Annotated in this window: 13 protein-coding genes and 2 pseudogenes; 5 read left to right on the top strand and 10 right to left on the bottom strand. The window is 61.5% G+C overall.

The window, feature by feature from the left end:
- Positions 1–280 precede the first annotated feature (280 nt).
- Positions 281–754: a glycine zipper 2TM domain-containing protein gene (locus ACT01B_RS13695; RefSeq protein WP_445143801.1), complete on the top strand. Its 474-nt coding sequence runs from the start codon at positions 281–283 to the stop codon at positions 752–754.
- Positions 755–854: 100 nt separating this feature from the next.
- On the opposite strand, the gene ACT01B_RS13690 is transcribed toward ACT01B_RS13695, so the two are convergent.
- From ACT01B_RS13690 to ACT01B_RS13675, 4 genes are read right to left on the bottom strand one after another with little or no spacing between them, the layout of a single operon-like run.
- Positions 855–1820: a hypothetical protein gene (locus tag ACT01B_RS13690; RefSeq protein WP_445143800.1), complete on the bottom strand. Its 966-nt coding sequence runs from the start codon at positions 1818–1820 to the stop codon at positions 855–857.
- Positions 1817–2674: an ABC transporter ATP-binding protein gene (locus ACT01B_RS13685; RefSeq protein WP_445143799.1), complete on the bottom strand. Its 858-nt coding sequence runs from the start codon at positions 2672–2674 to the stop codon at positions 1817–1819. The genes ACT01B_RS13690 and ACT01B_RS13685 overlap by 4 nt, the downstream gene beginning before the upstream one ends.
- Positions 2671–3057 carry a GntR family transcriptional regulator gene (locus ACT01B_RS13680; protein WP_445143798.1) on the bottom strand — a complete coding sequence of 129 codons (387 nt, stop codon included), beginning with the start codon at positions 3055–3057 and terminating at the stop codon, positions 2671–2673. The genes ACT01B_RS13685 and ACT01B_RS13680 overlap by 4 nt, the downstream gene beginning before the upstream one ends.
- A gap of 6 nt (positions 3058–3063) precedes the next feature.
- Positions 3064–3381, bottom strand: coding sequence for a hypothetical protein (locus tag ACT01B_RS13675; protein WP_445143797.1), 318 nt, complete (start codon positions 3379–3381; stop codon positions 3064–3066).
- A 288-nt stretch (positions 3382–3669) separates the two neighbouring features.
- On the opposite strand from ACT01B_RS13675, the gene ACT01B_RS13670 reads away from it, so the two are divergent.
- Entirely contained in the window at positions 3670–4455 is a 786-nt protein-coding gene (locus ACT01B_RS13670; protein WP_445143796.1) for an SDR family NAD(P)-dependent oxidoreductase, read from the top strand.
- 91 nt (positions 4456–4546) lie between these two features.
- Here the strand turns inward: ACT01B_RS13670 and ACT01B_RS13665 are convergent.
- The 3 genes and pseudogenes from ACT01B_RS13665 to ACT01B_RS13655 form a co-directional block, all read right to left on the bottom strand.
- Positions 4547–4633: pseudogene (locus tag ACT01B_RS13665) on the bottom strand (LysR family transcriptional regulator); the annotation flags it as partial.
- Positions 4634–4700: 67 nt separating this feature from the next.
- The gene (locus ACT01B_RS13660; RefSeq protein ID WP_445143795.1) at positions 4701–5204 is read right to left on the bottom strand and encodes a DUF2938 domain-containing protein; all 504 of its coding nucleotides are present in this window, start codon (positions 5202–5204) and stop codon (positions 4701–4703) included.
- Positions 5201–6673: an MFS transporter gene (locus ACT01B_RS13655; RefSeq protein WP_445143794.1), complete on the bottom strand. Its 1473-nt coding sequence runs from the start codon at positions 6671–6673 to the stop codon at positions 5201–5203. Before ACT01B_RS13655 ends, ACT01B_RS13660 begins: the two co-directional genes overlap by 4 nt.
- Before the next feature lie 67 nt (positions 6674–6740).
- Between ACT01B_RS13655 and ACT01B_RS13650 the strand changes: the two genes are divergently transcribed.
- Positions 6741–7418 (top strand): ArsR/SmtB family transcription factor, encoded by a 678-nt coding sequence (locus ACT01B_RS13650; RefSeq protein WP_445143793.1) that lies wholly within the window; start codon positions 6741–6743, stop codon positions 7416–7418.
- 134 nt (positions 7419–7552) lie between these two features.
- Here ACT01B_RS13650 and ACT01B_RS13645 read toward each other — a convergent pair.
- A pseudogene (locus ACT01B_RS13645) lies at positions 7553–7648 on the bottom strand (LysR family transcriptional regulator); the annotation flags it as partial.
- 32 nt (positions 7649–7680) lie between these two features.
- On the opposite strand from ACT01B_RS13645, the gene ACT01B_RS13640 reads away from it, so the two are divergent.
- On the top strand, positions 7681–7890 hold the full coding sequence (locus tag ACT01B_RS13640; RefSeq protein WP_445143792.1) for a hypothetical protein: 210 nt from the start codon (positions 7681–7683) through the stop codon (positions 7888–7890).
- Positions 7891–8091: 201 nt separating this feature from the next.
- Here the strand turns inward: ACT01B_RS13640 and ACT01B_RS13635 are convergent, their stop codons facing one another.
- Together ACT01B_RS13635 and ACT01B_RS13630 are read right to left on the bottom strand one after the other, a co-directional pair.
- Entirely contained in the window at positions 8092–8343 is a 252-nt protein-coding gene (locus ACT01B_RS13635; protein WP_445143791.1) for a TonB-dependent receptor, read from the bottom strand.
- 790 nt (positions 8344–9133) lie between these two features.
- Complete coding sequence (locus tag ACT01B_RS13630; protein ID WP_445143790.1) at positions 9134–9448, bottom strand: CzcE family metal-binding protein; 315 nt, start codon at positions 9446–9448, stop codon at positions 9134–9136.
- Positions 9449–9818: 370 nt separating this feature from the next.
- On the opposite strand from ACT01B_RS13630, the gene ACT01B_RS13625 reads away from it, so the two are divergent.
- Complete coding sequence (locus ACT01B_RS13625) at positions 9819–12137, top strand: SpoIIE family protein phosphatase (RefSeq protein ID WP_445143789.1); 2319 nt, start codon at positions 9819–9821, stop codon at positions 12135–12137.
- Positions 12138–12139: the final 2 nt, after the last annotated feature.

Raw genomic sequence — 12139 nt, 5'->3', positions numbered from 1 at the left:
CGGAATTTCTTTCAGTCAGAGCCACGAAGGGCCAGCGGGCCCGACCCGATGCCGGTCGTGCGGCTTGCGGGGCCAGGGCTGCCAGCAGGAACTGTGCCTCGGCAAGCGGCTCTGCCTATGGGTCCAGTTGAAACGGTTTTGACGCACACCTTTCATGCACATTAACTGTGGACACTCAGCGTGCGTGACCCTCGCACACGATTAACGGATTGGCGTTGCCCGCGAGCAGAAGCTCTGTTTTCTGTCCATTTCGCCCGCAGAAATTGAGGAGAAGACCTTTATGAATGCTTGTCTCAATGCGCTTCGCAATATCTCGCTCGCGCTGTGTGTGGGATTGCTCGTTTCCGCTTGCCAGTCGCAACCCACCAGCAACACGTTCAGTTCCAACCAGTCCATGCAGGCGCAGAACGTCCAGCTTGGCGTGGTGGAGACCGTGCGTGATGTGACGATTCAGCCCGGCAACTCCACCTTGGGTGCTACTACCGGCGCCGTGCTGGGTGGCCTCCTTGGCAGCAACATCGGTAGTGGAACCCGTGCCAATACGGCTGGAGCGGTGGCCGGCGCCGTCGGTGGTGGCCTGGCGGGTAATGCCATCGGTCGCGGTGGCAATACGGCAGGCGTCGAAGTGAGCGTGCTGCTGGAATCCGGTCGGCGGATGGCCGTGGTGCAGCCCGGTACGTCGAATGATTTCCGTCCTGGTGACCGTATACGGGTGAACTCCGGCGGTGGCACCACCCGGGTCACGCGCGGTTGAGTTCCGGCGCTACTACGACGCGCGTCACTCGTTGATCGCAAAAGGTTGCCCCACCGGCACGGCCGCATCCTTGCGGAAGGTGCCGGTGGGGCAAAACACATCAGCTGTCGTCACGAACCCGGCGGAACCACACGGCGGCGGCGATGAGCGCGGCGCCTGCTGCTACGCCAATCCACAGATTCGGTGTGGCCAGCAGGCCGTAAGTGTGACCGGGGGATAGCACGCTAAGCGGATCGCTGGAATCCATGTCCGACATGGTGCTGAGGTTGTGGTCGCTGAACACGATGCTCGAACCGGGGAACACGCTGAGCAGGACGCGCTGCACCACATGGGTCCAGAACCAGGCCGTGGGCAGGTTGAACAGTCCCATGATGCCGAACCAGCTCACCATCAAGCCGACCACCACCGGCACCGCCAACGCCCACAGGAAAGGCTTGGAGCGTGACCAGGCCGAGCAGAACATCAGCCAGCCGACGGCGGGCAGGGCCCACAAGGTGTACAGCGGAACCGCGCTGAGCAAGCTGCCGATGACCCGGAAGGGATGCGCCAGTGTCAGCAACTGCCAGATGTTCACGCCATGCAGCGACAACACGACGGCGTAGATAACCAACTGGATCACGCCGCAGATGATGCTCACGAACACGGCGATGACGGGTGCGATGACCGCGGCGCTGACCACTTTTGAGAGCACGGTGCTGGTGTTGGACACCGGCAGCGATTTCCAGAACAGCACGCTGCGGTCGCGACGGTCGTCGAACAGCGAGCCCAGGCAATAGAACAAGACCACCAGGCCCATGACGATGCCGATCAGGCTCATCGACGAGAGCATCGCCACGTCCACGGCCGAGCCGAGATGAGCCAGGTCGCCGGCATCGGCGTGTTCGATCATCATGCGGAAATCATTGCCGCCGACCTGGAAGCCATGACGCGAGCCCAGCACCTCGGCGGTGATGATCGCCATCAGGTTGAGTACCAGGAAGACCGCGCCGGTAATCACCGGGGCCCACAGCAGGCCGCCACGATGTTCCCAATATTCGCGCTTCAGGAGCCAGTAGAAGGTTTTCATGCGTAGGTCCCCTTCATGGTGGCGACAAACAGGTCGCTGACTGTGGGGCGCCTTACCTCGCCCATGCCTTCCAGCACGGCGCGGTCGGCTCCATCGAACAGGAAGATGCACTTGCCGAACACCTGGCGCTCATCCAGCGGTTTGAGCTGGCGCGCGGCTTCGGCCTTGTCGGGGCTGACCATGACTTCGGCAAACCGCTCGCCCACGGCATCCATATCGGTATCCAGTACCAGCTTGCCGTCGCGGATGAACATGAGGTCGGTGAGGATGTGCTCGATCTCCTCGACCTGGTGCGTGGTCACGATGATGGTCTTGTTCTCGTCGAAGTAATCCTCCAGCAGGCTCTGGTAGAACTGCTTGCGATAGAGGATGTCCAGGCCCAGTGTCGGTTCGTCCAGCACCAGCAGGCGCGCATCGATGGCCATGACCAGGGCCAGGTGCAGCTGCACGATCATGCCCTTGGACATCTGCTTCACGCGCTGGTCGGGCGTGAGCTTGGTGCGTGCCAGGAAGGCCTCGCACTTGGCCCGATTGAAGCGCGGATGCACGTTGGCAACGAAATCGACGGCCTCGCGCACCCGGATCCAGCGCGGCAGCACCGCGACGTCGGCGATGAAGCACACCTGTTCCATCAGGCGGTCGCGCTGGGTGCGCGGATCAAAGCCCAGTACGTTCAGTTCGCCGCGGAAATCGGTGAGGCCGAGGATCGCCTTCAGCGCCGTCGTCTTGCCTGCGCCGTTGGGGCCGATCAGCCCGACGATGCGGCCGGACTCAATCCGAAAGCTCACATCGTCCAGGGCGAGGGTGTTCTTGTATCGCTTGGTCAGACCAGTGGCCGTCACAACCGCGTTCATGACTGGTTCTCCCCGTTAGCCGGCGAATGGCCCGGCGCTTCCCGCAGCAGGGTTTTCAGATCCAGCCCAAGGCGCTGCAGCCGGGCGAAGAGCGAGGGCCATTCCTCACGAAGGAAGCGCTCACGTTCGGACTTAAGCAGCGCTTCCCTGGCTCCATCAATAACGAACATGCCCAACCCCCTCCTTTTTTCCACCAGTTGATCATCGACCAGTTCCTGGTACGCCTTCGAAACGGTCAGCGGATTGATTTGATAGTCCGCTGCCACCTGGCGTACTGACGGCAGCGGGTCGCCCTCGTTCAAGGCGCCGTCCAGGATCATGGCCACTACGCGCTCGCGCAATTGGCGGTAGATCGGGACGCTGTCGTTCCAGGTGATGGTCATATGCGTTTATTCCTTGCTGATACGGCCGAACGTGGTGCCGAACGAATAGTAGGGCATGGCCAGCTGGGCCCCGAGCACACTTGCGTTGGCCGGGGAGGCCGGGCTCAGCAGCGGAGAGATCGTCATGGCGGCCACGCCGGCCTCGCTCAGCGCCGCAGCGCGGAAGTCGTCAGCGGTCGGGCGGACATCGACGGGTGCCAGGGTGATAACCCGCACGCCGTTGATTTCGCTCACAGGGGCTGCTTTGACGTTGGAGTGGATGGCGGCCAGGCCTGCGGTGGTGAACAGGGCAGCGGCGGTCAGTGCTAGTAGGTTCGCGTTCATGGCTGTACTCCTTTAGTGACCTCGTGGACCGGTGTTGTAGTGAACTATAACACCATAGTCGAAGTTGTCAATGGAAAAGTTGATAGTCGCAACATGACTAATGGCCTATATGGCTGAACAGGCGATCCGGGCGGACCATGGCGAGCGGAAGCCGGGGAGCATGCTCCGCCGACCGGGGAGGGCGGGGCAGGGGCGGCCATCAGGCATCGCGGGTGACAGGTATCACCTCACGGCGTTTTGGTGAAGGCCGTGATTCAATGGCCACCCATCCGCGAAAGGAAGTCATCCATGGATGTTGGTTTGAGTGGACGCGTGGTCGTTATCACCGGAGCCAGCAAGGGCATGGGCCTGGCTTGCGCGATGGCGTTCGCGCGCGAAGGTGCGGAAGTGGTGGGCATCTCACGCGACCTCGCCCACCTGCATGCCGCCCAGCACGATCTTGAACGCGAAGGGCTGCGCATGGATGTGGCCGCCGCCGATCTGACCGACAGCGTTGCCGCCCAAATGGTGACCGAATACATCGAGAACGAGTTCGGTCCCATCGAGGTATTGATCAATTGCGCCGGCGCAGCGAAGCGCACGCCCGTCGCCGAGCTGCATGCCGATGCCATGCACGCATCCATGCAAGCGAAATACTTCACCTACATGCATATCATCGATCCGGTGATTCGCCGCATGGCGGCGCGTGGACGCGGCAGCATCGTCAACGTGGTCGGGCAGGGTGGGCGCCAGGCCAATCCCGTGCATATCGGCGGCGGCGCCGCCAACGCTGCACTCATGCTCGCTTCCGTCGGCTACGCCACCGCGTATGCCGCGCAAGGCGTGCGCGTCAACGTGATCAACCCAGGTCTTACCCGCACCGGCCGCGTACAGGAAGGTCTCAACGCCTCCTCACGTGCCACCGGCCGCCCCACCGACGAATTGCTGGCCGAGCAGCTCGCTGAAATTCCCATGGGCCGCATGGCGGAGCCGGAAGAGGTCGCCAGTGTCGCCGTGTTTCTTGCATCGCCACTCGCCAGCTACGTCACCGGTGCGGTGATTCCGATGGATGGCGGTAAGACAGGGGTTATTTGAATCAAGGAGAGCCATAGCGACTTGGTCCGGTTTCGACGACACGGAGCTGCAGCCCTGATGGACCTTAACCCACATGCCCTCGCATCGACGGCTGCTCGATGTTCCGCCGCTCTGCTGTGCGGGCGAAGTGGAGCTCTTCGGTCACGGCGAGGAAGCAGCGAAGATGGCGAAGTTCCATGCCTGCTGCCTCTTACCGAGAGACCGGGCGATGGACCGCCTGAAGCGCTCATCCGCTGCATACCCGTTCACCAGGTGAAGAGGCGGGCAAGAAGCCACGCCGCGACATACATTCCAACCCCAAAAATTGTATGCGCCATCAAGCTTCGGCAGCGCGTTGTAAAGGGCCGGGGGGTTTTCCAGCCGGCAATGCCTGCGCCCATCCCTGGCTGCAAGATGAAGAATGGTGCCGCCACGCTGAGGGCGCCAAAGAGTACGGCTGGAACCAAGGTAGGCGCGAGCGCCCACTCGGGGCCAATGATAGCCAGCAGCAACGCCACAAAGACGATGCCGGTGACGTAATGCACCAACTGGCCAATCGCTGCTTCTCCGCGAACCGGTGCCGCTTTGGCAATGCTCGAGTGCGCAAAGCGCCCTTGTGGCAAGTGGCCGATCCATCTTCCCACCATGGCGTAGTCGAGCGACGAAATGCCGAAGCTGTGTTTGAGGAAAAGCGCCCACAAATCCATGACCACCGTCGCGCCCGCGCCGATCAGTGCAACGCGAACGAGCCATTCAAATCCGCCGATCATTGCCGAGCCCTCGGCGCTTGCGTCACCTGATATACACCCGGCGCTGGCGAGCAAGAACGTCCGATCAGCATCGCCGCGGCGACGATCGCTGCAACCACATAGGCAGTGGCGGCGGCGCCGAATGCCCAGCCATAGCCCGAGACCACATCCGCCGGCAACGCCGCTACCGACATCAGGGTTGCTAAACCTACGGTCGGCCCCAATTCCATCGCCGTGTTCATCACGCCTCCGGCCAAGCCGGCCTGGTGCGGCGGGACATTCGTCGTCGATAGCACGGCCGAGCCCGAGAACAGCAATGAACCGCCAGCGGCCAACAAAATGAGTCCAGGCAGCAAGCCAAGGGCATAGGACATCGAGCGGTCGATGCCCGAGAGCAGCCCCAGACCTGCAGCGGCGATCAGAAAGCCGCCGATGATTACCCGTGGCGGACCAAAACGTTCAACCAACGGACCTGCCGCGCGGCCCGTCGCGATCAGAACGATGGCGAATGGCACGAATGCCGCCGCCGTGGCCAAAGACGACCACGCGCGCACTTGTTGCAGGTAGAGCGAGAGCACGAAGTTGATAAGGCCGCCCGCGCCCGCCGCGGCCAGCAGCATCCCGGACAGACCGATGATGCGGCATCGTTCCAGAAAGAAGCCAGGTGGCAGCAGCGGATCGGAGACTGTTCTCTCGATGCGAGCAAAGAGGGCCAACAAAGTTATGCCCAAAACTAGAGGGGTGAGTACGATGGCGGAACCCCACGGATGGTCGCCACTAGCGATCAAGCCGTAGCTGCTAAGAGAGATGCCCAGCGTGGCGAAGACGGCACCGAACGGATCGAGTCCAGGCCGTGACCCAGGCGCCATGGCCTCCCCCATTGGAAACAAGCGGCGCGCGCACATCAGCGTCGTCAGCGCTATCAGCGCGGGAACGGCGAACATCCAGCGCCACGATAGCCAAGTGGTCAGTGCGCCAGAAACGACAAAGCCCATCACCGAACCCAGTACGGATACACCACCCCAGGTCGCCATCGCTTTGCCAAAAGCTGCCGGATCGGGAAAAAGCGCGCGTAGCACAGCCATCGCGGCCGGAGCGATCAGTGCTCCGCCCACACCCTGCAGAAAGCGCATGCTGACCAGCAATTCGAAACTCGACGCGTAAGCGCCTGCCAACGAGGCCAAGCCAAACAGAATCGCCCCTACCACGAGCATCCGCCGGCCGCGGTAGCGATCCGCCAGGCGGCCGCCGAACAGAAGCAAGCCACTGAACGGCAGACCGTAGGCTGCCGTCACCAGCAGGAGATTCGCTCGCGTCAAAGCGAACTCGCTTGCAATCCTGGGCAGCGGGACATTGATGAGCGTGATTGTGAAGATCAGCGTGGCCTGGACGAGTGCCAGTACCGTGAACGCCAAGCCCGTGCGTGGTGCAGAAGGAGGCGTCTTGCTGGCCGATGAAGGCAGACCGGCGTCAAAAGGGGAGAGTGACACGGTAGGTTCCTTGTTATATACATTCAATTAATTGATTGAATATTAGGTTGATGCTATTCTGGCGTCAATGAGTACCCGAATCGACCCGCATCCATCCCCACTCTTTGATGCGCTTGCCAATGTCGCCAAGACGCTGGCGCACGCGCATCGGCTTGTCCTGCTGGAGCACATTTCCCAGGGCGAGCGTCAGGTCGAGCGGCTTGCAGAGCTCTCAGGTTTGTCCATCGCCAATGCTTCTCAGCATTTGCAGCATTTGCGGCGGGCGGGGTTGGTACAGACACGTCGCGACGGCAAGCGCGTGCTGTACAGGCTGGGCACTGGCCCTATCGCCAATGTGCTGGCATCTCTGCGGGACTACGCGGCGCACCAGCAGGCCGAGATGCAAGGTGTCGTCACAGATAGTCTCCACCGACGCGAGCGCCTGGAGGGAATCTCCGTCGAAGAGCTGCTCGATCGCATGGGAAGCGTCATTGTGCTCGACGTGCGCCCCGCAGAAGAGTTCGCGCTCGGACACTTGCCGAATGCCATCAACATACCGACCGAAGAGCTGGAGAAGCGTCTGGGAGAACTGCCGAAAGATGTTGATATCGTGGCCTACTGTCGCGGTCCGTACTGCGTGCTCTCCACAGACGTCGTGATCGCGCTTCGCGCGCACGGCCTGTCGGCCCATCGGTTGGGTGCGGGGTTTCCGGAATGGAAGGCGGCGGGGCTGCGGGTGGAAGTGCCGGAAGCGCAGAAGGGTTGATCTACCGCCGACTGCAACAGGCCGAAGCCTGTGTGGTTATTCAGCATGGCGTGGCAAGCGCTGGAGAGCATTACCTTGTGTCCAAGGACACCGGCACGCCGCCAGAGCCCGTCCTTGTATGCGTTTCGCCAATTTCTGACGACCCGCGACAGCGATGGCTGCTCGATGTGCAACCGCTCGGCGGCGCGGGCGAAATGGAGTTCTTCGGTAACGGCAAGAAAGCAACGCATATGGACGTGGCCGCGGCCGACCGAGCGACAGCGTGACTGCGCAAATGATCGTCGAATACATCGAGAACGAATTCGGCCCCATTGGCGTGCTGGTCAATTGCGCCGGCGCAGCGAAACGCACGCCTGTGGCCGAGCTGCACGCCGATGCCATGCACGCCTCCATGCAGGCCAAGCCGTTGGCGAGCTATGTGGGGGACGGTGATTCCGATGGATGTCGGGAAGACTGGGGTGACTTGAACTAAGGCGCGCTTATTGCGGCCTGGTCCCTCTTTGGCCACCGGGAGCTTTCGTGCAAGGTCTTAGAGAGTTCATCGACCAGGCAATCGAAACTTCGGGCCAAGGCACGGCGCAAAAGTTGAATTTCTTGACCTATGCCGGTCGCGCGCGCGGCGATGCTGTGTGGGACGGCGATGTCATTGAGCTGCGCGATGAAAACTCCAGCTCTAATGCACGTTAACCCACACACCCTCAATGTCGTCCTTCACCGCTGTCTGCAAGTCCGCTGTCGGGAGTTTGGACACGTCAAAGACCCTTCCGTGCCGCATGCCACGGTAGATCCCATGAAAGCGAAACGTCGCCATCCAGCGAACGCTGCCGTTGACCGAGGGCTCGTACTCACCTTCATAGGCGAAGCCATTCGAGGTCGTACCGAAAATATTAGCCATGATCCGAACCTCGCAGAGCCCCAGTGTCATGACACTACTCCTGCAGTGCGTTCGCAGTGTGAACCTTTTGATGTGGATGCCGGCCCATCGATCCTTGGGTTCTCAACACCCTGGAGATCACTGGCGTGCGCCTGAAACGGCTAAACGACATCAGCGCGGAACGGGTCGAGGCTGAAGGCATTGGGAGACCAACGGAGTGGCGCGAGGCTTCTCGCTCCAGGCTAGGCACAGGTTCACATCGGCGTGCCAACGGTCGACGAGCTGCCAGTCCGCATAAGTAACGGGCGTCAGCGTATGCTGCATCTCCTACATGGGGGTCTTCAGATGATCGCGAATCCCATTCCTACGGCCGAAGGCCAGCTCCGCTATCCATCGACGAACGGCTTTTTCGACATCGCCGACTTCTTTGTGGTGCGCAGGGGAAAAGCCCGGCTCGAACCATGTCGGTGCGGGTCCAATTGCGCCATGCCTTGCCTGGGTCGGTGCGGCTGCCAAGCGTGCGCTTGGCGCTCTGCGGCTGAAGGCCCTGCGATGTTCAGGGATTGGGAGCAGCGTTAAGGAGTGGCTTGCCCACCAAGCTTGGCGATCTCGTGGATGGGTATTTGGGCAACTAGATGTACGGCTGGCCAGCGCATGGCGTTCGATGGAGTGGTGGGCTGAGCGCTGGGCAAGAAGCCATCACAACCACGCCGGATAGTTGCTTCAGCCATCTCCCAAAAGCAAAACGCCCAGCAAGCGATTGCCGGGCGTTTTTGTTGATGAAATCGCGGTTACCAAACCTCACGCTGAATAGCGGGAGTCGACATCAAGGAATGCCTCGCTAGTGTTGAGCTGGAGTAGGGGCAACATTGACCTTCACCTTCCGATTCAATACGCCGGGAGGCGCTAGCGTGCTCAGGTCGTAAAAGGCGTTGTTTCCGTCAAACTTGATGGCAAATTGTTTGTCGCCCACTTTGAACAGCACCGTTTCGTTTTCAAACACGTTGACGCTCTTGGTCGTGTCCTTGATCACGATCATCTTGTCGGCTGCCTCCGGCGTCGAAACGCTCGGTGCCAGCTTGGGCTTGGCCAGCGCGAAACCGGCGATCAGGCTGAGCGAAGCCACCGCGAGTACGACAACGGTCTTCAACTTCATGTCTATCTCCAAGTGATGGGCTGCTTGTTTGAGTGATTCGTGTGTCTCAGCTAACGTCCGACTGATAGAGGGTTACCCCGTAAATTGCGAAAGCGGGCCGGAGTCACTTCGGGCTCCAGTATTACCGCAGTAAGGGGCTCTCGTGAGGAGCGCTGACCCGGTTACCGTAGGTCACGCCGGCGCTCGAGGAAAAATACCTCGACGGATATTCGCTCTCTTTTGTGAATTCCGTGTGGAAGGAGAAGTCCCAAAGAACGAACTTTCGGCCCCGAAGCGTCAGCAAAACAACTCCAGTCCTGCGGCTGAGACATGGTTCTCTTGCGGGCGATTGTGTCGACTCGCTAGATTCCCCTAAAAGGGGGGATGTCGTATGGCCTTGCGCAGCATTGCTTCACGCCTGGCCTTAGGGGTCTTGGCCGGCACCATGCTCGTGGTCGTCGCCGGTGGATTCCTGCTCTTTCGACGGGTGGGCCATCAGATCCTTGAGCAAACCCATCGGGAATCCCAGGCACTGGCGAACGACGCCGGCGACCGTATCGAGCAGCGACTGGACAAGATCGCCCATGCGGCTCAGATGCTCGCCGCCCTCATTGGCCCACGGCCGGATGACGCACAGTCCTTGATTCACGATGCCATGCAGCACAATCCCGACCTTGCGGGCTTGGCGGCAGCATATATTCCGCAATCGGACGCCGCGCGGGCGTCCGGTGGATCGCCCTTCGTCAGTCGGCTGGACGATGGCTCGTTGGCCAGCCGCGATATGCTGCAGGATCCAGCCCCCTACGGGGACCGCCCCTGGTTTCTCACGGGGCTGACCTGTGTCGAGGGATGCTGGCAGCAGCCGTTCTTTTCCCAGTCTAGGCATCGCAAGCTGGTCAACTACTCGTCGGCCATCCTGGTGGGCGGGCAGGCCGTGGGTGTCGTCAATGCGGACGTCACGCTCGAATGGCTCCAGGACATACTGGAGGCGCTGAACATACCACCCGGGACCGAGGCCTTCGTCATCGACGAACACGGGACCTACCTGGCAAATGACGACCCGAGATGGGTCGGCCAGCAGGCGAAAGCCGGGCTGCTTGAGACTCTGAGCAGCAGCGACACTCGTCCTATACGACAAGCAGCCGCGCAGACCGCGCGAGCCGCGGGGACCGTGTGGATTTATCACGCGCCCATCAGGGGTACGCACTGGCAGTTCGGTCTCGCGGTACCGGAAGTTCAGATCTACGCGGGTGCCCGGCATGCGTTCTTCAGTGCACTCGGCATGGGTTCGCTGGCGCTGCTGGTACTTACGATACTGACGTTCGCCATCACACGGCGCATCATGAACCCGTTGGGTGTGCTGACCGAACGCGCCGAGCAAGTGTCACGCGGAGCACTCGACTTCGCCTTGCCCGCAGTGCGTCAGGGTGACGAGATTGGCCGCTTGACGCATGCCTTCGATCGCATGCGCCGCGAGTTGGCTGGGCATATCGCCGAGTTGACGCGGGTGGCACGAGAGCAACAGCGTCTCTCCAGCGAGTTGGAGATTGCCTATCAGATCCAGACGGCGCTGCTTCCGGGTGCGCACTACCTGGACGCGCTCTGTCGCAACTTCGAACTGCACGCCGTTCTCCAACCGGCGCGAACCGTCGGTGGCGACCTGTACAGCTACTTCATGATGCATGACCAGCGCTTCTACATCATGGTCGGCGACGTCTCCGACAAGGGCATTCCCGCGGCGCTGTTCATGGCGCGAGCGATCACGCTGGCCAAGGCCCTGGCGCCGCGCGCTCATTCCCCTCAGCACTTGCTGCAATTGCTTAACCAGGAGCTCTGCCGCAACAACGATGGCTGCATGTTCGTCAGCCTGCTATGCGGGTTGCTCGACACGGTGACCGGCAATTTGGTCATGGCCAGCGCGGGCCATGAGCCACCCGTCCTATGGGGCCGCAATGATGCACCGCGCCTGCTGGAACTCGAGACCGGGCCGGCACTGGGGTTGGACGAGGAGGCCACCTACCCGACGTACCGCGTCCGCCTGCGGCCCGGGGAAACCCTGCTCATGTACACCGATGGCATCACCGAAGCGACCGATGGCGCCTTGAACATGTACGGCCAGGAAAGGATGCTCGCTTGCCTGGCCCGGCATGCGGAAAACGGAGATGACGATGCTGCACGCTATCTGGTCGCCGATGTCGAAAGCTTCGCGGCAGGGCATGGGCAGGCCGATGACATCACGGTGCTTGCGCTACGCTGGCATCACGCTGGGCCGGGGGGAAGTGCCGCCATGCTGGACATAACCGTCGCCGCCACCGTGGAAGAGGTGTTCGTGGCGCTCGATCGTTGCGATCACCAGCTGCATGCGGCTGGCATCGAAGCAGGCACCCGCGAGGACGTGCGGTTGGTGCTCGAGGAGCTGATGGTCAACATGGTCGAGCACGGCCACCCCGAGCCGAACGTTGGGCACATTGAACTGCGCATGACCTTGGCCAGCGACGCCATCCTGGTCGAACTGCATCACGATGGCCAACCGTTCAATCCACTGTTATCGCCTTCACCCTTGCTCACTGGCGACATCGCCGATCGCGAGATCGACGGTGGCCTCGGTATCCACTTGGTAAGGGCCATGGCAAGCGATCTCAGCTACACCCACGACGAGCAGGGCAACCACCTGCAACTTCGCTTCATCTCTCCCAATCGGACGGAGTAGGG

It is taken from the genome of Dyella sp. Tek66A03, assembly GCF_052567735.1.
The sequence above is the reverse complement of the archived record's forward strand: the minus strand, read 5'-3'. Positions and strand labels throughout refer to the sequence as shown.

Excerpts from the sequence above, each read along its gene's own strand:
- ACT01B_RS13695 (WP_445143801.1), top strand. The coding sequence starts at position 281 with ATGAATGCTTGTCTCAATGCGCTTCGCAATATCTCGCTCGCGCTGTGT.
- ACT01B_RS13690 (WP_445143800.1), bottom strand. The coding sequence starts at position 1,820 with ATGAAAACCTTCTACTGGCTCCTGAAGCGCGAATATTGGGAACATCGT.
- ACT01B_RS13685 (WP_445143799.1), bottom strand. The coding sequence starts at position 2,674 with ATGAACGCGGTTGTGACGGCCACTGGTCTGACCAAGCGATACAAGAAC.
- ACT01B_RS13680 (WP_445143798.1), bottom strand. The coding sequence starts at position 3,057 with ATGACCATCACCTGGAACGACAGCGTCCCGATCTACCGCCAATTGCGC.
- ACT01B_RS13675 (WP_445143797.1), bottom strand. The coding sequence starts at position 3,381 with ATGAACGCGAACCTACTAGCACTGACCGCCGCTGCCCTGTTCACCACC.
- ACT01B_RS13670 (WP_445143796.1), top strand. The coding sequence starts at position 3,670 with ATGGATGTTGGTTTGAGTGGACGCGTGGTCGTTATCACCGGAGCCAGC.
- ACT01B_RS13660 (WP_445143795.1), bottom strand. The coding sequence starts at position 5,204 with ATGATCGGCGGATTTGAATGGCTCGTTCGCGTTGCACTGATCGGCGCG.
- ACT01B_RS13650 (WP_445143793.1), top strand. The coding sequence starts at position 6,741 with ATGAGTACCCGAATCGACCCGCATCCATCCCCACTCTTTGATGCGCTT.
- ACT01B_RS13635 (WP_445143791.1), bottom strand. The coding sequence starts at position 8,343 with ATGACACTGGGGCTCTGCGAGGTTCGGATCATGGCTAATATTTTCGGT.
- ACT01B_RS13630 (WP_445143790.1), bottom strand. The coding sequence starts at position 9,448 with ATGAAGTTGAAGACCGTTGTCGTACTCGCGGTGGCTTCGCTCAGCCTG.
- ACT01B_RS13625 (WP_445143789.1), top strand. The coding sequence starts at position 9,819 with ATGGCCTTGCGCAGCATTGCTTCACGCCTGGCCTTAGGGGTCTTGGCC.